The 21,935-nt window shown below is 64.1% G+C and carries 27 protein-coding genes; 8 read left to right on the forward strand and 19 right to left on the reverse strand.

Features of this window, described 5'->3' with window-relative positions:
• Positions 1–40: 40 nt before the first annotated feature.
• The 4 genes from ACROSR_RS10945 to infC all read right to left on the reverse strand — a co-directional run bounded on the left by ACROSR_RS10945 (position 41) and on the right by infC (position 2,124).
• A complete protein-coding gene (locus tag ACROSR_RS10945) occupies positions 41–244 on the reverse strand; it encodes a YgaP family membrane protein (protein ID WP_432684930.1) in 204 nt (67 codons plus the stop codon).
• Positions 245–347: 103 nt separating this feature from the next.
• Positions 348–971 (reverse strand): J domain-containing protein, encoded by a 624-nt coding sequence (locus ACROSR_RS10950; protein ID WP_432684932.1) that lies wholly within the window; start codon positions 969–971, stop codon positions 348–350.
• A 167-nt stretch (positions 972–1,138) separates the two neighbouring features.
• A complete protein-coding gene (locus tag ACROSR_RS10955; protein WP_432684934.1) occupies positions 1,139–1,465 on the reverse strand; it encodes a DUF4177 domain-containing protein in 327 nt (108 codons plus the stop codon).
• Positions 1,466–1,569: 104 nt separating this feature from the next.
• Complete coding sequence (gene infC, locus ACROSR_RS10960; protein WP_432685056.1) at positions 1,570–2,124, reverse strand: translation initiation factor IF-3; 555 nt, start codon at positions 2,122–2,124, stop codon at positions 1,570–1,572.
• 206 nt (positions 2,125–2,330) lie between these two features.
• On the opposite strand from infC, the gene ACROSR_RS10965 reads away from it, so the two are divergent.
• Positions 2,331–3,419: a hypothetical protein gene (locus tag ACROSR_RS10965; RefSeq protein ID WP_432684936.1), complete on the forward strand. Its 1,089-nt coding sequence runs from the start codon at positions 2,331–2,333 to the stop codon at positions 3,417–3,419.
• An 80-nt stretch (positions 3,420–3,499) separates the two neighbouring features.
• On the opposite strand, the gene ACROSR_RS10970 is transcribed toward ACROSR_RS10965, so the two are convergent.
• The 6 genes from ACROSR_RS10970 to cobA form a co-directional block, all read right to left on the reverse strand.
• Entirely contained in the window at positions 3,500–4,351 is an 852-nt protein-coding gene (locus ACROSR_RS10970; RefSeq protein WP_432684938.1) for a ferredoxin--NADP reductase, read from the reverse strand.
• Between the two features lie 72 nt (positions 4,352–4,423).
• On the reverse strand, positions 4,424–4,831 hold the full coding sequence (locus tag ACROSR_RS10975; RefSeq protein WP_432684940.1) for a DUF934 domain-containing protein: 408 nt from the start codon (positions 4,829–4,831) through the stop codon (positions 4,424–4,426).
• Positions 4,828–5,562, reverse strand: coding sequence for a phosphoadenylyl-sulfate reductase (locus ACROSR_RS10980; protein WP_432684942.1), 735 nt, complete (start codon positions 5,560–5,562; stop codon positions 4,828–4,830). Before ACROSR_RS10980 ends, ACROSR_RS10975 begins: the two co-directional genes overlap by 4 nt.
• A complete protein-coding gene (locus ACROSR_RS10985) occupies positions 5,549–7,219 on the reverse strand; it encodes a nitrite/sulfite reductase (protein WP_432684944.1) in 1,671 nt (556 codons plus the stop codon). Before ACROSR_RS10985 ends, ACROSR_RS10980 begins: the two co-directional genes overlap by 14 nt.
• Before the next feature lie 36 nt (positions 7,220–7,255).
• Complete coding sequence (locus tag ACROSR_RS10990; protein ID WP_432684946.1) at positions 7,256–7,558, reverse strand: DUF2849 domain-containing protein; 303 nt, start codon at positions 7,556–7,558, stop codon at positions 7,256–7,258.
• Position 7,559: 1 nt separating this feature from the next.
• Positions 7,560–8,339, reverse strand: a complete 780-nt coding sequence (gene cobA, locus ACROSR_RS10995) for a uroporphyrinogen-III C-methyltransferase (RefSeq protein ID WP_432684948.1) — start codon at positions 8,337–8,339, stop codon at positions 7,560–7,562.
• 146 nt (positions 8,340–8,485) lie between these two features.
• Here cobA and ACROSR_RS11000 point away from each other — a divergent pair, with 146 nt between their 5' ends.
• Positions 8,486–8,947 carry an Lrp/AsnC family transcriptional regulator gene (locus ACROSR_RS11000; protein WP_432684950.1) on the forward strand — a complete coding sequence of 154 codons (462 nt, stop codon included), beginning with the start codon at positions 8,486–8,488 and terminating at the stop codon, positions 8,945–8,947.
• A gap of 48 nt (positions 8,948–8,995) precedes the next feature.
• Here the strand turns inward: ACROSR_RS11000 and tpiA are convergent, their stop codons facing one another.
• The 6 genes from tpiA to ACROSR_RS11030 all read right to left on the reverse strand — a co-directional run bounded on the left by tpiA (position 8,996) and on the right by ACROSR_RS11030 (position 13,596).
• Positions 8,996–9,748 carry a triose-phosphate isomerase gene (gene tpiA, locus ACROSR_RS11005; RefSeq protein ID WP_432684952.1) on the reverse strand — a complete coding sequence of 251 codons (753 nt, stop codon included), beginning with the start codon at positions 9,746–9,748 and terminating at the stop codon, positions 8,996–8,998.
• A 210-nt stretch (positions 9,749–9,958) separates the two neighbouring features.
• Complete coding sequence (locus ACROSR_RS11010; protein ID WP_432684954.1) at positions 9,959–10,309, reverse strand: HesB/IscA family protein; 351 nt, start codon at positions 10,307–10,309, stop codon at positions 9,959–9,961.
• A 29-nt stretch (positions 10,310–10,338) separates the two neighbouring features.
• Complete coding sequence (locus ACROSR_RS11015; RefSeq protein ID WP_432684956.1) at positions 10,339–10,701, reverse strand: SUF system Fe-S cluster assembly protein; 363 nt, start codon at positions 10,699–10,701, stop codon at positions 10,339–10,341.
• Between the two features lie 203 nt (positions 10,702–10,904).
• Positions 10,905–12,335 carry a 30S ribosomal protein S6--L-glutamate ligase gene (rimK, locus tag ACROSR_RS11020; protein WP_432684958.1) on the reverse strand — a complete coding sequence of 477 codons (1,431 nt, stop codon included), beginning with the start codon at positions 12,333–12,335 and terminating at the stop codon, positions 10,905–10,907.
• 95 nt (positions 12,336–12,430) lie between these two features.
• Entirely contained in the window at positions 12,431–12,709 is a 279-nt protein-coding gene (locus tag ACROSR_RS11025; protein ID WP_432684960.1) for a hypothetical protein, read from the reverse strand.
• Positions 12,706–13,596 carry an SPFH domain-containing protein gene (locus ACROSR_RS11030; RefSeq protein WP_432684962.1) on the reverse strand — a complete coding sequence of 297 codons (891 nt, stop codon included), beginning with the start codon at positions 13,594–13,596 and terminating at the stop codon, positions 12,706–12,708. Before ACROSR_RS11030 ends, ACROSR_RS11025 begins: the two co-directional genes overlap by 4 nt.
• A 100-nt stretch (positions 13,597–13,696) precedes the next feature.
• On the opposite strand from ACROSR_RS11030, the gene tgt reads away from it, so the two are divergent.
• Positions 13,697–14,821, forward strand: a complete 1,125-nt coding sequence (gene tgt, locus ACROSR_RS11035; protein WP_432684964.1) for a tRNA guanosine(34) transglycosylase Tgt — start codon at positions 13,697–13,699, stop codon at positions 14,819–14,821.
• 6 nt (positions 14,822–14,827) lie between these two features.
• Here the strand turns inward: tgt and ACROSR_RS11040 are convergent, their stop codons facing one another.
• Both ACROSR_RS11040 and ACROSR_RS11045 read right to left on the reverse strand, forming a co-directional pair.
• Positions 14,828–15,721, reverse strand: a complete 894-nt coding sequence (locus ACROSR_RS11040) for a fructose bisphosphate aldolase (protein ID WP_432684966.1) — start codon at positions 15,719–15,721, stop codon at positions 14,828–14,830.
• An 89-nt stretch (positions 15,722–15,810) separates the two neighbouring features.
• Positions 15,811–16,995 (reverse strand): phosphoglycerate kinase, encoded by a 1,185-nt coding sequence (locus ACROSR_RS11045; protein WP_432684968.1) that lies wholly within the window; start codon positions 16,993–16,995, stop codon positions 15,811–15,813.
• 132 nt (positions 16,996–17,127) lie between these two features.
• Between ACROSR_RS11045 and ACROSR_RS11050 the strand changes: the two genes are divergently transcribed.
• The 5 genes from ACROSR_RS11050 to ACROSR_RS11070 all read left to right on the forward strand — a co-directional run bounded on the left by ACROSR_RS11050 (position 17,128) and on the right by ACROSR_RS11070 (position 20,762).
• Positions 17,128–17,637, forward strand: a complete 510-nt coding sequence (locus ACROSR_RS11050; RefSeq protein ID WP_432684970.1) for a peptidylprolyl isomerase — start codon at positions 17,128–17,130, stop codon at positions 17,635–17,637.
• The gene (locus tag ACROSR_RS11055; protein ID WP_432684972.1) at positions 17,630–18,190 is read left to right on the forward strand and encodes a peptidylprolyl isomerase; all 561 of its coding nucleotides are present in this window, start codon (positions 17,630–17,632) and stop codon (positions 18,188–18,190) included. The genes ACROSR_RS11050 and ACROSR_RS11055 overlap by 8 nt, the downstream gene beginning before the upstream one ends.
• A gap of 2 nt (positions 18,191–18,192) precedes the next feature.
• The gene (locus ACROSR_RS11060; RefSeq protein ID WP_432684974.1) at positions 18,193–18,900 is read left to right on the forward strand and encodes a DUF4336 domain-containing protein; all 708 of its coding nucleotides are present in this window, start codon (positions 18,193–18,195) and stop codon (positions 18,898–18,900) included.
• Positions 18,901–19,065: 165 nt separating this feature from the next.
• Positions 19,066–19,329, forward strand: a complete 264-nt coding sequence (locus ACROSR_RS11065) for a spike base protein, RCAP_Rcc01079 family (protein ID WP_432684976.1) — start codon at positions 19,066–19,068, stop codon at positions 19,327–19,329.
• Complete coding sequence (locus ACROSR_RS11070) at positions 19,326–20,762, forward strand: glycine-rich domain-containing protein (protein ID WP_432684978.1); 1,437 nt, start codon at positions 19,326–19,328, stop codon at positions 20,760–20,762. Before ACROSR_RS11065 ends, ACROSR_RS11070 begins: the two co-directional genes overlap by 4 nt.
• Before the next feature lie 199 nt (positions 20,763–20,961).
• Here the strand turns inward: ACROSR_RS11070 and ACROSR_RS11075 are convergent, their stop codons facing one another.
• Positions 20,962–21,867, reverse strand: coding sequence for a LysR family transcriptional regulator (locus ACROSR_RS11075; protein WP_432684982.1), 906 nt, complete (start codon positions 21,865–21,867; stop codon positions 20,962–20,964).
• Between the last annotated feature and the right edge of the window lie 68 nt (positions 21,868–21,935).

Below are 21,935 nucleotides of genomic sequence, written 5' to 3' on the forward strand. Positions count from 1 at the left end.
TCATCCTCTGCCCGTCGCAGAGGATGACGTGTTCAGAGGCCTATTTCCGGTCGAGTTGGCAGGTCGACGTGCCGAGTATCGAATACATCGGACAGGACGACATCAGCCCGGTGACAAGCGGCACGATACCGATGAGATACAGCCAGCTATAGGGCCCGCTGGTCATGAAGAACGCAGCGATCAAGGCAAGCCCGACCACGATCCGCAGCACGCGATCTATCGTTCCGACATTTTTCGTGAACATCCAGAACCCTCTCTTATGTGAGTGACATATTCACACATATAGACATAAACATTGCTGAATATAACGGGTCGTCGTCCAGTTACCCATACGTTGGGTCGTCAACTCATTTGAAGTTGCGGCTGTCCTTGATCTGGTCCCACGCCCAGACGACCTGCTGCAACTGCTCTTCCTGACTGCGGTCGCCGCCATTGATGTCCGGGTGCAAGACCTTGATCAGCGACTTGTAGGCCTTGCGTACCTCGGTCTTGGTCCAGTGATCTTCGACTTCGAGTATTTCTACCGCGCGACGTTCGGTCGGTGGCAACTTGCGGCGCCCACCTTTTTTCTTGCCGGGGTTCTGCGTCGCGTTCACCCCCAGGACCTGGTGCGGATCCTCGATGCCGAGCCGTGCCCAGGCCCGTGCCTCGGGGTCGTTGAAGCGCTTGGTCTCACGATCCCAGACCTTGTCCTTGGTGGCTTGCGCGTTCATTTCGGCCTCGGTGGTGCCGTCAAAGAAATTCCATTTGAGGTTGTATTCGCGCACGTGCGTTTGGCAAAACCAGTAATAATCGTCCAGCACATCGGGTGCCTTCGGCGCACGGTACTTGCCCGGCTCTTCGCAGCCGGGATGATCACAGATCCTGGTCGATGTTTCAGATGCGCCGGACATGCTCCGTCTGCCCCGCGGGTTTTTCTTCTTCGCCGACGAGACCGATATATCGAAACCGAAGGGGTCAGTTTTGGACATGAAACATACCTTTTCAACTCAGGTTCCAAAGTGTATCGCAAAACACCATGAATTGAAGGGGCAATCGCAAAAAACTTCGCCCCTGTCGTGCCCTTCCACCAAGGACAGATCAATGGTCGCAGCGTGTCAACCATCTGATTTATCGTACGAAACCTGCGGTTCCCGGATCAATCGTGCGGCGTGGCCGGCGCCAGCGTCCGGGCGAGGCTGGATGCGGTGACATCGTCCTCCTGCGGCCGGTTTTCAATGCGCTCGACCGGCCCGACATCACGCTCGAACACCAGAACGGATCTGTAGACCGTCTGGGTGGATGTCAGGCCCTGCCGTTCCACGCTCGGCAGGATATCGCTGCGCAGATATCTCCATCCGTCGCGCGCCATTTGGTTGAGCGTATCCTCAAGGCCAAGGGCAAATCGCGCCTCGGGCGTTTTCACGCCCGGCGCCTTATGGCCACGTGTCGGGGCCGGGATCACCTTGTACTCAACCTGTGACATCTGCGGCTCCGATTACGGCGCGACTGCCTGCATGGTATGCCCCCTTGACCAGAGCCGCATGTCCGATCGCCGCGCTGCCTGCGCGGACGACCGCGTTCAAAACCCTACTTTGTCGCAGGGCCGATGATCATGACCATCTGACGGCCTTCCATCTTGGGCATGTTCTCGACCTTCCCGACATCCTTGACGTCTTCCGAGATCCGTTCGAGCAGATCCCGCCCGAGATCCTGGTGGGCCATTTCTCGACCACGAAAGCGCAGGGTGACCTTCACCTTGTCACCGCCTTCAAGGAATTTCAGCACGTTGCGCATCTTGACGTCATAGTCATGCGTGTCGGTGCCGGGGCGAAACTTCACCTCCTTCACCTCGATGACCTTCTGCTTCTTGCGGGCTTCGGATTCGCGCTTTTGCTGTTCGTACTTGTACTTGCCGTAATCCATGATCTTGCAGACCGGCGGATTGGCATTGGGCGAGATCTCGACAAGGTCGAGTCCGACCTGTTCAGCCATCTCCATCGCGGCACGGGGGGTCACGACCCCCGCGTTTTCGCCATCGGCCCCGATCAGGCGGATTTCGTTCGCACGAATTTTGTCATTGACCCGAGGGCCGGTGTCACGCGACGGGGGTGCGTTGTGAGGTCTGCGAGCTATGGTATCGATCCTTCAGTGGTTGACTGAGCATGATGGTGTCGAGGCGGCAATCTAGACGTGCCAGTGGCGGCTTTCAAGCCGCAAATAAGCGGACGAGGGCTGAAACAAGTCCGATTTCCGCCTTGCGGGTTTCCTTTTACAGAACCATTTGGCACATAAGAACAATAGGGCCGAAACGATGATCGGATCGGCCCGTCCTAATTTGGGAGACGGTTATGAAAAACCTGATTTGGATCGTGCTGGCCGTGATCGTGATCGGCGGCGGTTACATGCTGTTTACGGGCAAGTCGGTCGACGAGGTGGTGCAGGACATCAGTGGCGCGACAGAAGAGGTCACGTCGACAGACACGACCGCCGAGACCGACGCCGACGTCGACGCGGACGGTGAGACCACGGATCCGTCGACGGACACTGCGCAGGACGAGGCGGACACGGTCGAGGAAACGGCGACCGATGGCGCTGACGCGGCCGAGGACACCGCGAACGACGCGGCCCAATCCGTTGGTGACGCCGCGAACGAGGCGCTAGAGGCCGTAGAGGAGACGGCAGACGACGCTGCCAACTTCGCAGAGGACACGGCAGCAGACGCCACCGAGGCCGCTGAAGACGCGGCACAGGAAGCCGCTGACGCCGTGTCCGACATCACGAATGGCACCGCCGCCGAAGGCACGGATGACGCCGAAGGTGCCATGGGGGAAACTCCCGAAACTGAGGCGGATGCCGCATCTGGGACGGACGGGGCCAGCGACGGCACGGACGAGCAGCCGGCCAACGAAACCGACGATAGCGCCGGAACAGTCAATGAGTCCGCATCCGAGGCGAGCGACGCGGCCGCCGAGGACGCCGAACAAGCCGTCGAGCGTGTCCGGCAACGGGGCGAAGAGGCCGCGGCCGAAGCCGAAGAGGCCGCGCAAGAATCGATAGAGCGGGCGCGTCAAGCGGCCGCGGGCAGCGAGGAAGAGGCCGCAGCCGAAGCGCGCGAGGCGTTCGAGGCCGCCACCGGCGAGACGTCCGGTGAAAGCGCGAATGACGGGTCGGGCAATGTCACACCGAACGGTGACGGGGCCGAAGCCTCGGACGGGGCGTCCGGTATATCCGGCGCGTCGGACAGCGGCGCAGACGAGGTGCCGTCGGCCTTGACCATGGACGGTTTCGACATGGACGGCGCGCGCACCCTTCTGGAAGAGTCCAGCCTTGGCGAAACGACGCAGAATCTACTGCTCGATAGCCTCGAACGCGGGCAGGACAATCCCGAGATGCTTCAGAATTCCCTGGAATCGGTGCAGCGCGCCCTCGGATACTGATCCCAAATCTCGGCAGAAACGAAAAACCCGCGCAAGAGAATGCTCTTGCGCGGGTTTTTTTATGGATTGGATGACCGCCGTCAGTCCAGAAACGCCTTTTCCACCACGTATTCCTTGGGTTCGGAATTGGCCCCCTCGCGCAGACCGTACCCTTCAAGCAACTCCTTGATTTCAAGGTTGAAGGCCAGGTTGCCGCACACCATCGCGCGGTCGGTTTCCGGTGCCAGAGGTGCGACGTCCAGATCGGCGTAGACCTCGCCCGAACGCATCAGGTCGGTGATGCGGCCCATCTTGTCGCTGGGTTCGCGTGTGGTGGTGGGGTAGTAGCGCAGCGTGTCGTGGAACCCCTCGCCCATCAGCTCGGCCAGCATCTCGTCGCTGCGAATGCTGTCGATCAGGTCGCGGCCATACTCCAGCTCGCCGCGTTCGCGGCAGGTATGCGTCAGGATGACCTCGTCGTAATCCTCATAGGTCTGCGGATCGCGCAGAAGCGACGCGAAGGGCGCGATGCCGGTGCCGGTGGCGAACAGCCACAGCCGCTTGCCCGGCAGCAGCGCGTCATGCACCAATGTTCCCACCGGCTTGGGGCGCAGGATGATCTGGTCGCCGGGTTCGATATGTTGCAGCCGCGAGGTCAGCGCGCCGTCCTGCACCTTGATCGAGTAGAATTCCAGTTCGTCGTCCCACGAGGGTGATGCAATGGAATAGGCCCGCAGCAGCGGCTTTTCGCGGCCGGTCTTGGCGTCCTCGGACATCAGGCCGATCATCACGAATTCACCCGACCGGAATCGCAACGAGGCGGGGCGCGTCACCCGGAAGGAGAACAGGCGGTCGGTGTAATGTTTCACCTGTGTCACCGTCTGCGCATCCGGCAACGCAAGGGTCTTGGGTGTCTTCGCGGTTGCGTGTGTCACGTGTGTCATCTCGTCCATTTTGCCTGTCGCCGGCCATTCTTGACCGACGCCCTTTCATAATCCTTGATCGACGTCAGGTGAAGGCGGTATTCAGCCGCGCAGGCGCGCCTGATAGTCATGCGCCTGCCAGTTGGCCCGAAACAGCCATTGGTCCTCGGGCTGGCGGTCTGCCAGTTCGTCCGCGATCTCGACCTCGTCAAAGCCGCTGCGTCGTACCATGGCATAATGATCTGCGATGACATGGCCATGTGCGCGCAGCCGCCCCGAAAACCCCATCAGCCGCAATCGCCGGGCGATGGAAAAGCCGCGCCCATCGGCGGGGCCGGGGAAATGCACGCGGATCATCGCTATGCCGTCCAGCCGACCGGCCAGCGTCGCGGGGTCGGTGTCGTTGGGCAGGTCGAGCGCGGTTGTATGCGCCCCCGCCTCGTCTAGTGGCGTGACGGGACTGGTCCAGTCATCCGGCGCAAAGCCCTGATCGGTGACGATGACACTCATGCGGAAACTCCTTTTCGCACCATCTTGCCGTTCACAAAATGGATGCCACATTCGCTTTTCTCCTGACCGCGCCAGCGGCCTGATCGCGGGTCTTCGCCGGGCGCCACCGGCGTCGTGCAGGGGGTGCAGCCGATCGACGGGTAGCCCTTGGCGACCAGAGGATGCCGGGGCAGGCGGTTCTCTTCCATATAGGTCTGCAGGTCGTCGCGCGTCCAGTGCGCGAGGGGATTCACCTTGATCCGATCGGTGCCGTCCTCGATCTCGAAGAAGTCCAGCGCGGTGCGCAGCCCCGCTTGGTGCCGCTTGCGTCCCGTGATCCAGCCGTCGAAGCCCTGCAGCGCGCGTTGCAGTGGCACCGTCTTGCGCAAGGTGCAGCAGGCGTCGGTGTCGCGCTTGTGCAGGGTGCCGTCGGGATCGTGACGTGCCAGATCCTCTTGCGCGGCGCGGATGATCCGCAGGTCGCGCAGCGCCAGCCGTTCGGCCAGTTCCTGCTGGTAGACCAGCGTTTCGGCGAACAGCATCTCGGTGTCGATGAAGATCACCGGCGTCGCCGCCCGCGTGACGGAGACCATGTGCAACAGCACCACCGATTCGGCGCCGAAGCTCGACACCAACGCAAGGTCGCCGGCCTGGCTGTCGCGCAGCGCATGCTCCAGCACCGAGATCCCCGAATGGTGGCGATAGCGGTGGTTCAGGGCCTGCACGCGCGCCTGAAGATCACTCTGCGGCATGGGCACGGGCCTTGTCGTCGTAAAGTGCGGATTTGAACGGCGCCATACCAAGGCGGGTATAGGCCTGCAGGAATGTCTCGTCCGGACCCTCGCGCAGGTCGAGATAGGCAAGGATCAGGCGTTCCACCGCCGGCACGATCTCGTCGTAGGCAAAGCCGGGGCCCGTACGGGCGCCGATCGCCGTGCTTTCGGATGCATCGCCGCCAAGCGTGATCTGGTAATTCTCGACCCCTGCGCGATCAAGCCCGAGGATGCCGATATGGCCCACGTGGTGATGCCCGCAGGCATTGATGCAGCCCGAGATCTTGATCTGCAGGTGCCCCACGTCATGCTCGATCTTCAGCTCGTCGAGCCGGGTTGCAATGCCTTGCGCCACGGGGATCGAGCGCGCGGTCGCCAGCGCGCAGTAATCCATGCCCGGGCAGGCGATGATATCCGAGGCCAGCCCGATATTTCCCGTGGCCAGACCCACCGCGCGCAGCGCCGCGTGGACGGTGGGGATATCTGCCAGCGCCACATGCGGCAGTACGAGGTTCTGCGCATGGGTGACGCGGATGTCGCCGTTCCCGTACTGTTCGGCCAGATCCGCCACGACGCGCATCTGATCGGCCGATGCGTCGCCCGGCGTGGCACCATGTGCCTTGAGGCTGATCGTGACGATGCCGTGATCGCCATGCTTGTGCGGCGCCACGTTGGTGTCGGACCAGGCCGCGAAAACCGGATCGGCGGCGCGGGCGGCCTGGTACGAGGCGGGATCCCGCGGCGTCAGTGTGGGGGTGATGAAGACCGCCTCGATGCGGTCCAGCCACGCCTGATCGACGCCCGAGAACGCGGCGCGCCGGTGCGGAAACTCGGCCTCGACCAGCTCGCGGATCTCGTCCAGCCCGGTCTCGTGCACGGTGATCTTGACCCGCGCCTTGTACTTGTTGTCGCGCCGTCCAAGGCGATTATACGTCGCGAGGATCGCTTCGAGATAGGGCAGAAGATCGGCGCGGGGCACGAAATCCGTGATCTGCTTGGCGACCATCGGCGTGCGGCCCATGCCACCGCCAACCCAGATCTCGTAGCCACGCGTCCCGTCACGCTCGACGATCTTGACGCCGATATCATGGCTTTTCATCACCGCGCGGTCGGCTTCTGACGCGATCACGGCGATCTTGAACTTGCGGGGCAGGAACTGGAACTCGGGGTGGTCGGTGGACCATTGCCGGATCAGCTCTGCCACCGGGCGCGGGTCCTCGATTTCGTCGGGCGCCGCGCCGGCGAAGTGATCGGATGTCACGTTGCGGATGGTGTTCCCGCTGGTCTGGATGGCATGCATCCCGACCTCGGCCAGCGCATCCAGCATGTCGGGAATGTCGCGCAATTTCGGCCAGTTGTACTGGATGTTCGTCCGGGTGGTGAAATGGCCGTAACCCTTGTCCCACCGCTCTGCCAGATAGGCCAGTTGCCGCATCTTGGCCGGGTCGAGCGAGCCGTAAGGCACCGCCACGCGCAGCATGTAGGCATGCAGTTGCAGGTAGAGGCCGTTCATCAGGCGCAGCGGCTTGAACTCGTCCTCGGTCAGGCTGCCGTCGATGCGGCGCTCGACCTGGGCGCGGAACTGGCGGTTGCGCTCGGCCAGAAACGCGGCGTCGAAATCGTTATATAGGTACATGATATGCTCCTGCGCGTGTCGGTCGTGTCGGGCGTTTTACCGCCCGTCGGCCTGCTTGCCGTGAAAACGGTTCGAGGGGCCGGTGCGGCGGAAATCCTCGCGGAAATGCGCGGGCTGCGGCCCGGTCGGGCCCGGACGCACCTCTGCCAGATAGACGCCGACGACCTCGTCCGCGCGGGCCCCGGCCTGCAACAGGCGGTACTGCGCATCGGCCTCGTCGGTCAGGACGTCGGCCTCGGCAAGGCTGCGGGACCACGTGTCACGGGCGGTCAGGTAAACGACATCGCCTTCGAGAAGGGCGTTGGCGGTGATGACCTTGGGGGTGAACTCTCGGGGCATGTCAGGCAAGCTCCCGTCTGGATTGCGAAAGGGCGGCTTCGGCGGCGCGCGGGGCAAGGCCGAGGACGGTCAGTGCCGGCCCGGTCAGGTCCGCGGCGACAAGATCGGCAGACAATCTTTCCAGCGTGCTGGACAACACGCGCTGATCGGGCCGCGAGGCGTTTTCGATGATCGTGACAGGCGTCGCCCGATCCGCGCCGTGCATGATCAGCCGGCCCTGGATGAAGCGCGCGGATTTCTTGCCCATGTAGATCGCCGCAACCTCGCCCGGACGTGCCAGCGCGTGCCAGTCGTGATCTGCATAGCCTTTCATGTCATGCCCGGTAAGAAACCGCACCGCCGCGTTGCGCCCGCGCTTCGTCAGGCTTTGCCCGATGGCGGCGACCGAGGCCGAAGCGGCGGTGATGCCGGGGACCACATGCCAGCCGATATCTGCGGCGGTGACGGCCTCTATCTCTTCGTCAAGCCGCCCGAAAACGGTGGGATCGCCCCCCTTGAGCCGAACGACCTGCGCGCCGGTGCATGCATGACGGACAATGAGTGCGTTGATCTCGGCCTGCGACATGGCGGGGCCAAAGCCCTGCTTGCCCGCGCAGAGACGCAGCGCGGCCGGAGCCGCCAAGGCGAGAACCTCACGCGACACAAGGCGATCATGGATCACCACGTCGGCCGCCTGCAGCGCGCGCAACGCCTTGATCGTCAGAAGCTCTGGGTCGCCGGGGCCCGCACCGACGAAGGCGACGTGTCCGGCCGAGGTTGGGCTGATGGTATCCGGCGACATGACCGACCCTTTCACATGCGGTTTGACAATGGTGGCAATATAGGAAAAATTCCCACCAAATGGCCACATGCCTGCGCCAATAAGAACGTTTTTGCGGGCAGGCGCCGCTGAAAGCTTTAATGTTCCGATCAGGGAAGGGTTTTGGAATGACGGTTCGTCTGGATGATCTGGATCGGAAAATCCTCGTGGAGCTGCAGGAGGACGGGGGGCAATCCCTCGACGACATTGCGAAATCCGTCGGCAGCTCGAAGACGCCGGTCTGGAACCGAATCCGCAAGATGCGCGATCTCGGCGTGATCCTGCGGCAGACCTACCTTCTCGATCCCGAGGCTCTGGGATTCGAGGCTTGTTTCTTTGTGCTCATCCGCACGTCCGAGCATGACGCGGGTTGGCAGGGGCGGTTTCTAACGGCCCTGCGGGAACGCCCCGAGGTTCTCGAAGCGCACAGGCTGGCAGGGGACATAGATTATATCCTGAAGGTGCGCGTCGCCAATCCCAAGGCATACGACATGTTCTATCAAGCCCTTATTTCGGACGTGAAAGTACACAACGTGACTGCGCTTTTGTCGATGGAGGAAATAAAGTCGACGACGGTATTGCCGCTATGACGGGGGCGTGTGGAATGCCCTGGCTGCCCGATGTCGCGCAGCCAGACCTCAGTGCGCGGTTTCAAGCGCCTGGATGATCGCGGAAAAGTCCTTGGCCTTCAGGCTCGCGCCACCGACCAAGGCCCCGTCCACGTTTGAAATGCCAAAGATTTCGGCGGCATTGGCGGGCTTGACGGAACCGCCATACAGCAGGCGGATGGCGTCGGCCGTGTCCGCGCCATAGCGGTCGCTCAGGCGGCGGCGCAGGAAATCATGCACCTCGGCGATCTGGTCGTTGGTCGGGGTAAGACCGGTGCCGATGGCCCAGATGGGTTCGTAGGCGATCACCGTGTTTGCCCCGGTCACACCATCGGGCAGGGAGGTGTCAAGCTGCTCTGCGATCACGTCAAGGGTTTGCGCGGCCTCGCGCTCTGCCAGCGCCTCGCCAAGGCAGATCACCGCGGTCAGGTCCGCCGCCCAGGCCGCCACAGCCTTTTCAGCCACGAGGGCACTGCTTTCACCGTGGTGTTCGCGGCGTTCGGAATGCCCGAGCAGAACGGCACCGGCCCCGGTGTCCGCAATCATCGGCGCAGAAATGTCACCCGTATACGCGCCCGAATTCGCGGTGTGACAGTCCTGCGCCCCGATCGTCATCGCATGATCCGTGACCAACGTTGCGGCCCGGGTCAGAAGAGTAGCGGGCGGGCAGATCAGAAGATCGCATTCGGGGGCCGGATGCGCGGCGATGACGTTCTCGACCTCGGCAAGACTCGCCAGATTGCCGTGCATCTTCCAGTTTCCCGCGCAAAGTTTACGTCTCATGCGATTGTTATCCCTGAATTATTTTGTTGAAATACCGAGGAAACCGCGCACCTTCGAGTGACGGTGTCTTATGTTTTTCGCGCCCACGTTGTCGCCTTGGCATGTACCGCACAAGGCACATTCGCGGGGCAGAGATCCGCGGCATCGTTCCAAGCGATCTGTTGCGGACGTGCATAGGATATCACGTGCGCCCTGTAACCCTTGTAGGACTTACATTCCTTCGAACTTGATCGACTCGCCGCAGCCGCAGGATTCGGTCACGTTTGGATTATTGAACACGAACCCGGATTCAAGAAGCGAGGTCTGGTAATCGATCTCTGTCCCGAAGAGGAACATTTGCGCCATCGGGGCGATCATGATCCGCGCGCCGTCCTGCTCGACCACCTCGTCATTGGGATCCACCTCGGTCACGTATTCCATGGTGTATTCCATGCCCGCGCATCCGCCCTTCTTGACGCCGATGCGCAGCCCCTCGTGATGGTCGCGATCCATCAGCTTCGAGATGCGATTTGCCGCGGTCGGGGTGAGCGAGACGGCCTGCTTTCCGGGGATGCCAAACATCAAAGTCACCTTTCAACGTGCGAGTGTCATTACATGAAACCCAGTTCAAGCCGGGCTTCGTCGGTCATCATGTCCATACCCCAGGGCGGTTCCCAGACGAGTTGAACATCGACCTGCTTGACGCCCGCCACGGGCTCTATCGCGTCGGCCACCCAGCCGGGCATTTCACCGGCGACGGGGCATCCGGGGGCGGTCAGGGTCATGTTGACCGAAACGGCGTTTTCCTGATCGATATCAATCGTGTAGATCAGTCCCAGATCGTAGATGTTGACCGGAATTTCCGGATCGTAGACGCTGCGGCACGCCTCGACGATCTGATCGTACAGCGGGTGCTCGGTGCTCGACGGCGCGATCAGCGGCGTGCCTTCAAGCGGTTCGGAACTGTTCATCATGGGCTTATCCTACGGCTTACCTAACACAAAACATAAGACTTCATGGTGCTCGCGTCCAGAGGGCGCGGGGCGACCAACGATTTCGTGTGTGCCCCGGCCGTCCATGACATGCGGAATGCCGGACCGGGGTGCGTTTCATCGCGATGGCGCGCCAATATCCGACCGTGCGATCAAGGTCGGGACCCGGCTTTGTACGACAGGGTTTATTCGCCCGATGTGCCGCTTTTCTTTTGCGCGGTCTTGCGCCGGCGAACCGGGGTAGGCCGCACCCGCGTCTCGATCATGTCGTAAAGCGCGCCGGTGATGTTCTTGCCGGTGGATTTTTCGATCCCCTCGAAGCCGGGCGAGGAATTGACCTCGAGCACCTTGGGTCCGGTTTCCGAACGCAAGAGATCGACACCGGCCATGTTGAGATCGAACACCCGCGCGGCGCGGATCGCCGTGTCGCGTTCGGTCTTGGTGATGCGCACTGATTTGGCGGTTCCCCCGCGATGCAGGTTCGAGCGGAAATCACCGTCTGCCCCCTTGCGCTTCATCGACGCGACGACCTTGCCACCGATCACGAGGCACCGGATATCCTCGCCCGCGGCCTCCTTGACGAAGTCCTGCACGAGGAAGTTGGCCTTGAGCCCGCGAAACGCGTCGATCACCGATTCGGCGGCTTTCTTGGTTTCGGCGAGCACCACGCCCTTGCCTTGCGTCGACTCCAGCAGCTTGACGATCAATGGCGCGGTGCCGACAAGGCCGATCAGGTTGCCGGTGTCCTTGGGAGAGGCCGCAAAGGCGGTGTTGGGCATGCCGACCTGCGCGCGCGCCATCAACTGATGCGCATAGAGCTTGTCGCGGCTGGCGATGATCCCGGCCGAGGTGTTGGCGCAGAAGGTGCCGATTGTCTCGAACTGGCGGATCACGGCGGCGCCGTAGGCCGTAACCGAGGCCCCGATGCGCGGGACCACCGCGTCGTAGCGGGGCAGACGCTTGCCGTCGTAATGCACTTCGGGGGCAAGCGCGTTGATCGCCATGTAGCAGCGCGTGGTATCGACCACCTCGACAGTGTGACCGCGCGCCTCGCCTTCTTCGACCAGCCGGCGGGTGGAGTAATTGTCTTCGCGGCTGAGGACGGCAATGCGCAACGAGCGCTTGGGCTGTGCGGACCGCATTTGCGAGGTATGATAGACGTCGTAGCTGAGTTCCGGTTGCAGGAAGCGGTCCGTGGCGACGATCGAGATATGATCCTTCAGCGCCTGGCGCCCCAGCAGCATCCGCGAGGCCATCGTCGAGCGGTTGGTCAGCGTTATCTCGATCGGCCAGCTGTCGCCATCGACGGCCAGCGTGCTCTGGATCACGTAGCGCAATTCGCGGTCGCCGTTCGATGACGCAACATCGCGGCGGTCCATGATCACCGCCGAACATGGAATGATCAGGTCGTCACGCCCCGGTATCGGGTGGACGGTAAAGCGGACCTTGGGTTTCGACGCGGGGCCGAAGGTTTCGATATCGAAGGCGTGCAGCGCCGAGGTGCGGGCGCCTGTATCGACCTTGGCCTTCAGCGCGGGCACGCCGAGATCGGGCAGGGCGATCCATTCCTCCCAGCCGAATTGCAGCGCCTTTGGCGTCGGGGGGGTCTCGGTCATGCGGCGTGGTTCCGTTTGCTGAAAGGTGAAGGCGCCCAGTTCGATTCGCTTCTACTTGGCTTGGTCACGCCGATGCAAGGGCACGGTCGGCGGTGTCACTTGTTGATGTCCTCGTCGATCACACGGGTCTGGTCATCGGGGCTGCGAAAGACGCGGCGCATGACGATCCAGGCGATCAGCGAGAAGATCGCGAAAAGCGCCAGCAGCACCGTAAGGCCGAGATCGAGGGGCAACAGCACCAGAAGCGCCACGAGCGCCGCCCCCGCCGCGAAGCCCAGGAAGATGAAGCCGGGTATCAGGGATTCGAGGATCGCCAGACAGAGCGCCGCCGCGAGCCATATCCACCACGATTGCCACAGCATGCCGTCCATCATCCGCGCCCCTTGAGCATGCTGAACGCGTTGCCGAACGCCTCGACCGCCTGGGCGGGCACGATCACGGTCTGGCTGCCAGTGCCCTGTCCAAGCGTGTTGAGCGATTCGACCTGTTTGAGCGCCACCTGGTACTGCGCCGCCTCCAGCCCGTTATCGGCGATGGCGCGGGCCACGACGCCGGTCGCGTAGGCCTCGGCGTCGGCCTCGACCCGGCGGGCCTTGGCGGCCTGTTCGGCGGCGTAAAGCTCGCCGTCGGCCTGCAGCTCGATGGCGCGCTTCTGCCCCTCGGCCTCGGTCACCGCAGCGCGGCGGGCGCGTTCGGCGTTAAGCTGTTGCAGCATCGCCTCGCGCGTTGCCTGATCGAGATTGACGTCAAGGATTTCGGCGCGGGTCACGTCGATGCCCCAGTCGTCGACCGCGTCCTTGACCCATTGCTTGATCATGGCGATCAGCTGGTCGCGGTTCGACTGCACCTCGTCGAGGTCCATCCTGCCGATTTCCGCGCGGACGATCCCGGCCACTGTGGTTGCGATGGCCTCGTCGACATCGCGGATCCGGTAGACGGTCTTTTCCGGCTGCAGGATACGGTAGAAGACCGAGGTTTCGACCTGCACCAGCACGTTGTCGCGGGTGATCGCGTCCTGGCTGGCGCTGGGCAGTTGGCGCTCTAGGATCGAGACCCGGTGGCGCACCACGTCGAGAAAGGGCACGATCAGGTTGATGCCCGGTCCCAGAACCTTGCGCAAACGACCGAAGCGTTCGACGACGTATTGCTCGGACTGGGGCACGATCTTGACCCCGCGCAGGATGATGACGATCACAAGAAACGCGATCAAGATCCAGATGACATTCGCGGAAACCAGATCGATCAGGGCATCTTCGGTCATGAAAACTCTCTTGATGGAATGAGGATACGGGTCTTTCACCTTCGAGCGTAAACCGCTTTAAGGACGCGCAAAAGGTGTAATCGGCAGGGGATGTGGTGGGATGCGCTTTGACTTCGACAAACAGGCGCAGGATGGCGCGGCGCGCACGGGCGTCATCACGACCCCGCGCGGCGCGATCCGCACGCCGGCCTTCATGCCCGTGGGCACCGCCGGGACGGTCAAGGCGATGCTGCCCGAAAGTGTTGCGGCGACCGGCGCGGATATCCTTCTGGGCAACACCTATCATCTGATGCTGCGCCCCGGCGCCGAGCGCGTGGAACAACTGGGCGGCCTGCACAGATTCATGAACTGGGACCGGCCCATCCTGACCGATTCGGGCGGTTTCCAGGTGATGAGCCTGGCAGGCCTGCGCAAGCTGGACGAGGCGGGTGTGACGTTTCGCAGCCACATCGACGGGTCCACCCATCACCTGACGCCCGAACGGTCGATGGAGATCCAGAGGCGTCTGGGCAGCGACATCGTCATGTGTTTCGACGAATGCCCCGCGCTGCCCGCGAGTGACGCCGCGGTTGCCGACAGCATGCGGCTGAGCATGCGCTGGGCAGCGCGGTCACGCGAGGCGTTCGGGGACCGGCCCGGGCATGCGCTGTTCGGGATCATGCAGGGCGGGGTCACGCCCGATCTGCGCGAGGAAAGCGCGGCGGCGCTGAAGGCGATCGGGTTCGACGGCTATGCCGTGGGCGGTCTGGCGGTGGGCGAAGGGCAGGCGGCGATGTTCGGGGTTCTGGACTACGCCGCCGGCTTTCTGCCCGAAGATCGCCCCCGCTACCTGATGGGGGTGGGCAAGCCGGACGACATCGTCGGCGCGGTCAAGCGCGGCATCGACATGATGGATTGCGTGCTGCCGACGCGATCCGGGCGCACCGGGCAGGCCTGGACCGCGCGTGGCATGGTCAACATCAAGAACGCGCGCCACGCCGCCGACCCTCGCCCGCTGGCCGAGGATTGCACCTGTCCGGCCTGTCGGGGCTACTCACGCGCCTATCTGCATCACGTGTTCCGGTCGGGCGAGATGATCTCGGGGATGCTGCTGACCTGGCACAACCTGCAATACTTCCAGGACATCATGGCCGGCATGCGCGACGCGATCCGCGCGGGGCGTTTCGCGGCCTGGGAGGCCGCGTTTCACGCACGCCGCGCCGAGGGTGACATCGAGCCGGTGTAACCGGGATCAGCCCGCGACCGATGCCGCGTGGATGTCGTCGATGGCACGGGCCAGCGTGGCGTTGAACTCGGCCTCGGATTGCTGTGCGGTCAGGCCTTCGGTCAGCGCCCGCGAGAAGCTGGCGATCACGCCGCGATTGCGGGCCAGACGGGCCGTCGCCTCGTCTCGGCTGTAGCCGCCCGACAGCGCCACGACGCGCAGCACGCGCGGGTGATCCACCAGCGGCGCGTACAGGTTGTCGGTCTCGGGCAGGGTCAGCTTCAGCATCACCTCGGATCCCTCGGGCAGGTCGTCGAGATGTGCGGCGATCGTGTCGCGCAGGATCTCCTCGGCCTCGGCCTTGTCGGGGATCGAGATGGTGATCTCGGGTTCGAGGATCGGCACAAGACCGTGGCGCAGGATCTGGCGGCCGACCTCGAATTGCTGGGCGACGATGGCCTTGATGCCGGTCTTGTCGGCGGCGTCGATGACCGAGCGCATCTTGGTCCCGAACATGCCTGCCGCCGCCCCGCGTTCCAGCAATGCGTCGAGATCGGGCATCGGCTTCATCAGCTTTACGCCGTGCTCGGCCTCGGCGAGGCCGCGATCGACCTTCAGGAACGGTACCACGCCGCGTGCGTTCCACAGGTAGTCGGGCGAGGCACGACCGCCGATCTCGCGGTCCATGGTCTTTTCGAACAGGATCGCACCCAACACCTTGTCGCCGTTGAAGGCGGGGGCCTGCGCGATGCGCGCACGCATCGCGTGGACAAGATCGAACATTTCCGACTCGCCCGAATACTGATCCTCGTCGATCCCGTAGAGACGCAGCGCCTTGGGGGTCGATCCGCCGGATTGGTCGAGCGCCGCGATGAAACCCTGACCGTCCTTGAGTTTTCGTCTCTGCTCAGCCTTCGACATGCGATACCCCATTTGAATTCCATGTGTTTTGCGCCCTCTTAGGCGAGCGCGGCAAGCCGTGCAATCGTGGTGGCGCTAACGGTGCGCGCCTATCCCTTGAGTGCTGCGACACCGGGCAGGTCCTTGCCTTCCATCCATTCGAGGAACGCCCCGCCCGCGCTGGACACATAGCTGAAATCCTGCGCCGCGCCCGCCCTGTTGAGCGCCGCGACCGTGTCGCCGCCGCCCGCGACCGAGGTGAGATGCCCCGCGCGGCTGCGTGCGGCAGCATGACGGGCGGCCGCGTTGGTCGCGGTGTCGAACGGTGCAATCTCGAATGCGCCGAGGGGCCCGTTCCAGATCAGTGTTCTGGCGTTGTCGATCGCTGCGGCGACGCGCGCGACGGCCTGAGGCCCCGCGTCGAGGATCATCGCATCCGCGGGGCAGGCATGCGCGCCCACCGTCTCGTGCGGGGCGCCCTCGGCAAATTCACGCGCCACCACGACATCCGGCGGCAGCAGGATCTCGCAGCCCGCGGCGCCTGCCTTGATCATGATCTCGCGCGCCGTGGGGGTCATGTCATGCTCGCACAGCGATTTGCCCACGTCGAGGCCGATAGCGGCGAGAAACGTGTTGGCCATGCCGCCGCCAATCACGAGGCTGTCGACGCGCGTCACGAGATTGCCCAGCAGGTCGAGCTTGGTCGATACCTTGGCCCCGCCCACCACGGCCATGACGGGGCGCGCCGGGTTGCCAAGCGCGGCCTCCAGCGCCTGCAATTCGGCCTGCATCAGCCGTCCGGCACAGGCTGGCAGCAGATGCGCCAGCGCCGTGGTCGAGGCATGCGCGCGATGCGCCGCCGAGAATGCGTCGTTGCAATAGACATCGCCCAGCCCCGCCAGACGCTGCGCCAGCTCGGTATCGCCGGCCTCTTCGCCGGGATGAAAGCGGATGTTCTCCAGCAGCAGCACATCCGCCGCGCGCGCCTCGTCGGTCAGGTTTTCTGCCCCCTCCAGCGTCTCGATGAACTGCACCTTGCGCCCGAGGGCCTGTTCCAGCGCGGGCACAGTCACGCGCAGCGACATCGCGGGGACGACGCGGCCCTTGGGCCGGTCGAAATGCGCGATCAGCATCGGCTTGCCCCCCTTTTCGAGGATGTCGGTGATGGTCGGCACGATGCGCGTGATCCGCGTGGAATCCGTGACCTGACCGTTCTCGACCGGGACGTTGATATCGACGCGCACCAGCACGCGCTTGCCTGCAAGCTCGATGTCGTCGAGGGTTTTCCAGCTCATGCCGCTCTGGCCTCCTGTGATCGGTGGTCCCCGTCTATTGGCGCGGGGCGCGCGCCGGGTCAACCGGCGTGCTTGGCAAACCGGCGCGTTGCATCTAAGTGTGCCGAAATGTTCAGTTGCAAGGAGCCCCCGATGGCCGAGATCAAGGACCCCGAAAACACTATCCTGATGGAGCTTAAAGGCGGCACTGTCGCGATCGAGCTTCTGCCCGACATAGCGCCGGATCATTGCGCACGGATGAAAGCGCTGGCCCGCGCCGGGCAATACGACAACGTGGCGTTTCACCGGGTGATCGACGGGTTCATGGCGCAGACCGGGGACGTGCAGCACGCCAACATGGAAGCCGATGGCTACAATCCGCGCATGGCCGGCACCGGCAGCAGCGATCTGCCCGATCTCAAGGCCGAGTTTTCCAAGATCCCGCATGATCGCGGCACGCTGGGCGCGGCGCGCAGCCAGAACCCGAATTCAGCGAACTCGCAGTTCTTCATCAGCTTCAAGGACAATCATTTCCTCAACGGGCAATATACCGTCTATGGCCGGGTGATCGACGGGATGGAGCATGTCGATGCGCTGACCCGTGGCGAACCGCCTGCGAGCCCTGACCGGATGATCAGCGTGAAGGTGGCCGCCGATGCGTAAGACTGCATGTATCCTGGGCGTGTCGCTTGGCATTTTCGCGGGTCCGGCGCTGGCAACGGAAATCGAGATCGAGGTGGCCGGCAAGGCCGAAGGCACGGTTACCATTGATCTTGCCGAGGAAATCGCGCCCAATCACGTCGAGCGGATCACAACCCTGGCTGAAGAGGGCGCCTATGACGGCGTGGCCTTTCATCGCGTGATCGACGGGTTCATGGCGCAGACCGGTGACGTGCAATTCGGCAAGCTGGAGGACGGCGACATGCGCCGTGCCGGCATGGGGGGCAGCGACAAGCCCGATCTCGCCGCCGAGTTTTCCGACGAGCCGTTCGAGCGGGGCACGGTCGGCATGGCCCGGTCGCAGAACCCTGACAGCGCCAATTCGCAGTTCTTCATCATGTTCGCACCGGGTGCCTTCCTCAATGGCCAGTACACGGTGGTGGGCCGCGTTACCGACGGCATGGATGTGGTTGACGCGATCAAGCGCGGGCAGGGCCAGAATGGCGTGGTCGTCGGGCAGCCCGACGTGATGGAAAAGGTCACGGTGACCGACTGAGCATGGCCATACCGGAATCCCCGGTGATCGCGCCGGTCCGTCTTGCCGACGGGCTTTGGGGGCTGACCGGCGCGCATGTCCCGTGGCGCATGGGCGTGCCCGTGCCGCTGCGCTCTGTCGTGGCGGTTTTGCCGTCAGGCGAAGTATGGGTTCATGCGCCGGGTCCGTTGACGTACGATCTGCGGACGTGGCTGGCCGGGCTGGGGCCGGTCGCGCACATCGTGCGGCCCTACGCGCCAACGCTGGCATGGCTGGACGACTGGCGTGCCGCGTTTCCCGCCGCAAGGCTGTGGCACGGGCCAGAGATGCGCACCGCGTCATGGGCGCGCCATATCAAGCCGCTTATCCTTGAAGGATCGCAGACCGAGGCGGTATTTCTGCACCACGCAAGTCGGTCGGTGATCCTGTCGCGGTTGATGATGGCGGTGGAAACGGAACATCTGCCGGTCTGGGCGCGGCCGCTGATCTGGCTGGCCGGACTGGATGACAGCGACGGCAAGCCGCCCATGGCTCTTGCCCCGAGGCTTGGCGGACGCCGCGCCGTGGGCGACGTGATCGAACAGGTGCTCGATTGGGGGCCAGAGCGGCTGATCCTGACGCATGGCCGGTGCTACGGCATCGATGCCGGCGGCGAGATGACGCGCGCCTTTCGCCGCTTGATGCGCGCGCGCCTCTGGGATCGCGCCCTGGAGGAAAGCAAGCGCGGCTGATCCCGTCGCCACGCGCCCTTGTGCGGCCGCGATATCGCGGTCGAACATCGCGCCGCGCGCTGCACCGTGCGGTGCCTTCATGTGACGGCAATCCCTGTGACACGATGCTTTGCGCGTGATCCACGCCGAAACCGGGCGGGACATGCAAAACACACAGGAGCTGTCATGAATCCCTTCGAGAACCGTATCAAGGCCCTGTCCGGCCCCGCGACCGACGCCCTGCCGGTCACGCCCGACGACATTACCGATCTGCCGCATGTCGCCATCGGCCTGTATGTCGAGACGGGTGGCACGCTGAGCATCGTGACCGTGACCGGCGAGACGCGCAGCCTTGCCGTGGCGGATTTTTCGATCCTGCCGGTCGGCGCGCGGCGCGTCAACGCGACCGGCACCACTGCGACCGGCATCCATGCGCTGGTCTTGGCATGAAGATCGTCGCGGACATCTCGACCACCTCTCCGTTCCTGGGCGGGGCGGTGTCGAACAGGGCGCCGGTCATAACGGCCGCCACGGCCCCCGTCCTCGGACCGTTGCGCGATGGTGACAGCGTGCAGGACGCGCTGTCGCAAGGCGCACGCGACACCGCCAATTATGCGTCCCTGGACGGCATGATCGTTGCCGTGTCCGCATCCGTGTCGGTCAATGGCACAGCGGGCGATCTGTCGGACAGCGTGGTGTTCGAGGATGTCGTCGCGGTCACCCTCACCGTGACCGATGATGCCGGCAACGCGCGTGTGTTCAATGCGGGCACCCGCACAGTGGCGGGGATTGCGCCGGTGGTGCAGACGGCCCCGGCGATCACGGGCACGGTCGCGCCGGGCAGCACCGTCACGGTCATCGAAGGCACCTATTCCGGCACGCCCGTCCCGGTGACGTCCGGCGTGCTGTTGTTGGATGCGGTGGACGTGACGGCGGACATGATCGGGTCAGATTATACCATTCCGGCAGGCACGCAGGGGCAGGGTCTGGAATGGTCCGAAACGGCCGGCAATGGTGTTGCCCCCGACGCGACACAAGCTGTCACCGTCCCGGTGGTGGCGCCCAGTACATTTCCCGCGGCCACGGGCGGCATCGTCACGGACATCATCGATCCGGCGGACAGTCATGCGTACCGGGTCCACACTTTCACCGAAGACGGCACCTTCGACGTGACCGAAGGCGGCGACGTCGAGGTGCTGGTGGTTGGTGGCGGCGGCCCGGGGGGCGCCAATAACGGCTATTCGGGCAGCGGTGGCGGATCGGGCGGCGACGTGATCGCGGCAATCACTGGGCTGAGCATCGGAGCCTTCCCCGTCACTGTCGGTGCGGGTGGTGTGCCCGATCTGAACAGCCCCGTTCCCGGCGACAGCAGCGCGGCCCTGGGTCTGACCGCCCTTGGCGGTGGGTTCGGGGCAAGCCGCAAGGCAAACCTTGACTGGGTGCCGCCAACCGATGGGGGCGGTGGCATGGGCTCTGTCGCCGGAAATATCGCGGAGCCGGGGGAGGTTCACCCGACATCGTTCACAGGCGGTAACGGGTTTTCGGACGACGCGGCGAGCCCGGATCAGCGCGGTGGCGGCGGTGGGCGCGGCGCGGCTGGCAGCGGCGCGGACGCGTCGGCGACCAAGGCCGGCGATGGCGGTGCGGCGGTGCAGTCGTCGATCTCGGGCGTGCTTGCCGATTACGGACGTGGCGGCGCGGGTGGCCGGCGTGGCGCAGGGACAGCAGCCGAGCCCAATGGCGTCACAGGCGGCACCGCCGGTCTGTCGGGCGTTCATCCGGGGGATGGTGGCAGCGGCGCGGCCGGGGGCAATTCGAGTGCGATCCTTGGCGGGGCCGGCGCGGCCGGCGTCGTGATCATCAGGTACAGGCGGCCTGCATGACACGGCCATGACCATTCCCGGCCCTCTGACGCGGCGCCGCTGCGTGCGGGACCGGTGATCGAAACGCCGCGCGCCGCAGAGACTGCGTTTGATCGCCGCCGCGGGTGGCCGCCCGGCGGTATACCAAGCCAGCCCCCGCATCTATGCGCGCGAGTGACGAGGCCGACGGTCCGGGCCGCCGCATGACGGCCGGGCGGCGTCACCAGTCCATCGGGCCTTTCCCGTCGAATCGATGGACGAGGAAATCCATGAAGGCGCGGACCTTGGGTTGGGTGAACCGACCCTGCGGGTGAACGGCATAGATACCCTGCACCTCGACCGGCAGATCCGGGATCGCATCCTCGACCAGACCGTCTGCCATTGCCTTGGCGTAAAGGAAGGACGGAAGATACGCGATCCCGAGCCCTGAAATCGCCGCGTTGAGCAACGATTGCCCGTCATTGACACTCAGGCCCCCGGCCGTGCGCACCTGCCGCTTTTCCCCCGAGGGTGCGGTCAGCCGCCAGACGGCGTTCCCTGTCTGGCTGGCATAATGAAGCAGCCTGTGCTCGTTCAGATCGTCGATACGCTGGGGCCGCCCGAATTTCTGGAAATAGGCGGGGCTGGCGACCATCCGCTTGGTGGTCTCTGCCAGTTTGCGGGCGCGCAGCGTGCTGTCCTCGACCTCGCCGATGCGTATCGCCATGTCGAACCCTTCCGACACCAGTTCGACGAAGCGGTTGTTCAGCACGAGATTCAGCGTGATGTCCGGAAATTCGTCAAGGAACTGCCCCAGGATCGGGCTGAGGTGATTGACGCCGAAATCGGTGGCCACCGACACCCGCAACAGTCCCGCCGGTTCGGATCTCAGAGAGCTGACCAGCGCATCCGCCTCTCCTGCGTCATTGAGCACGCGCAGGGCGCGGTCGTAATAGGCAAGCCCGATCTCGGTCGGGTCGACCCGCCGCGTCGTTCGGTTGAGCAGTCGCGTCCCCAGTCGCGTCTCGAGCGCCGAGATGTGCTTGGACACGGCCGATTTCGAGATGCCCAGCTTGCGCGCGGCATCGGTGAATCCACCCTGATCCACAACCGTTGCAAAAGCCTGCATTTCCGTAAGACGATCCATGATTACCCCCGTGTTTCGTTGGATCCAGCTTCTCCGGAGAATCGGGCAGAACTAGGGCAATGACTGGA

The organism is Roseovarius tibetensis (assembly GCF_050896375.1).
GTDB lineage: Bacteria > Pseudomonadota > Alphaproteobacteria > Rhodobacterales > Rhodobacteraceae > Roseovarius > Roseovarius tibetensis.

Bases quoted from the DNA above. Each gene is read 5' to 3' on its own strand.
- ACROSR_RS11025 (WP_432684960.1), bottom strand. From the start codon at position 12,709: ATGATGGACGGCATGCTGTGGCAATCGTGGTGGATATGGCTCGCGGCG.
- ACROSR_RS11050 (WP_432684970.1), top strand. From the start codon at position 17,128: ATGGCCGAGATCAAGGACCCCGAAAACACTATCCTGATGGAGCTTAAA.
- ACROSR_RS11040 (WP_432684966.1), bottom strand. From the start codon at position 15,721: ATGTCGAAGGCTGAGCAGAGACGAAAACTCAAGGACGGTCAGGGTTTC.
- rimK (WP_432684958.1), bottom strand. From the start codon at position 12,335: ATGACCGAGACCCCCCCGACGCCAAAGGCGCTGCAATTCGGCTGGGAG.
- ACROSR_RS11075 (WP_432684982.1), bottom strand. From the start codon at position 21,867: ATGGATCGTCTTACGGAAATGCAGGCTTTTGCAACGGTTGTGGATCAG.
- ACROSR_RS10975 (WP_432684940.1), bottom strand. From the start codon at position 4,831: ATGAGTGTCATCGTCACCGATCAGGGCTTTGCGCCGGATGACTGGACC.
- ACROSR_RS11070 (WP_432684978.1), top strand. From the start codon at position 19,326: ATGAAGATCGTCGCGGACATCTCGACCACCTCTCCGTTCCTGGGCGGG.
- ACROSR_RS10980 (WP_432684942.1), bottom strand. From the start codon at position 5,562: ATGCCGCAGAGTGATCTTCAGGCGCGCGTGCAGGCCCTGAACCACCGC.
- ACROSR_RS11015 (WP_432684956.1), bottom strand. From the start codon at position 10,701: ATGATGAACAGTTCCGAACCGCTTGAAGGCACGCCGCTGATCGCGCCG.
- tgt (WP_432684964.1), top strand. From the start codon at position 13,697: ATGCGCTTTGACTTCGACAAACAGGCGCAGGATGGCGCGGCGCGCACG.
- ACROSR_RS10985 (WP_432684944.1), bottom strand. From the start codon at position 7,219: ATGTACCTATATAACGATTTCGACGCCGCGTTTCTGGCCGAGCGCAAC.
- ACROSR_RS10990 (WP_432684946.1), bottom strand. From the start codon at position 7,558: ATGCCCCGAGAGTTCACCCCCAAGGTCATCACCGCCAACGCCCTTCTC.
- ACROSR_RS11010 (WP_432684954.1), bottom strand. From the start codon at position 10,309: ATGTTTGGCATCCCCGGAAAGCAGGCCGTCTCGCTCACCCCGACCGCG.
- ACROSR_RS11000 (WP_432684950.1), top strand. From the start codon at position 8,486: ATGACGGTTCGTCTGGATGATCTGGATCGGAAAATCCTCGTGGAGCTG.
- ACROSR_RS10965 (WP_432684936.1), top strand. From the start codon at position 2,331: ATGAAAAACCTGATTTGGATCGTGCTGGCCGTGATCGTGATCGGCGGC.
- ACROSR_RS11045 (WP_432684968.1), bottom strand. From the start codon at position 16,995: ATGAGCTGGAAAACCCTCGACGACATCGAGCTTGCAGGCAAGCGCGTG.
- ACROSR_RS11030 (WP_432684962.1), bottom strand. From the start codon at position 13,596: ATGACCGAAGATGCCCTGATCGATCTGGTTTCCGCGAATGTCATCTGG.
- ACROSR_RS10945 (WP_432684930.1), bottom strand. From the start codon at position 244: ATGTTCACGAAAAATGTCGGAACGATAGATCGCGTGCTGCGGATCGTG.
- ACROSR_RS10970 (WP_432684938.1), bottom strand. From the start codon at position 4,351: ATGGACGAGATGACACACGTGACACACGCAACCGCGAAGACACCCAAG.
- cobA (WP_432684948.1), bottom strand. From the start codon at position 8,339: ATGTCGCCGGATACCATCAGCCCAACCTCGGCCGGACACGTCGCCTTC.
- ACROSR_RS11055 (WP_432684972.1), top strand. From the start codon at position 17,630: ATGCGTAAGACTGCATGTATCCTGGGCGTGTCGCTTGGCATTTTCGCG.
- ACROSR_RS11060 (WP_432684974.1), top strand. From the start codon at position 18,193: ATGGCCATACCGGAATCCCCGGTGATCGCGCCGGTCCGTCTTGCCGAC.
- ACROSR_RS10950 (WP_432684932.1), bottom strand. From the start codon at position 971: ATGTCCAAAACTGACCCCTTCGGTTTCGATATATCGGTCTCGTCGGCG.
- ACROSR_RS10955 (WP_432684934.1), bottom strand. From the start codon at position 1,465: ATGTCACAGGTTGAGTACAAGGTGATCCCGGCCCCGACACGTGGCCAT.
- ACROSR_RS11065 (WP_432684976.1), top strand. From the start codon at position 19,066: ATGAATCCCTTCGAGAACCGTATCAAGGCCCTGTCCGGCCCCGCGACC.
- tpiA (WP_432684952.1), bottom strand. From the start codon at position 9,748: ATGAGACGTAAACTTTGCGCGGGAAACTGGAAGATGCACGGCAATCTG.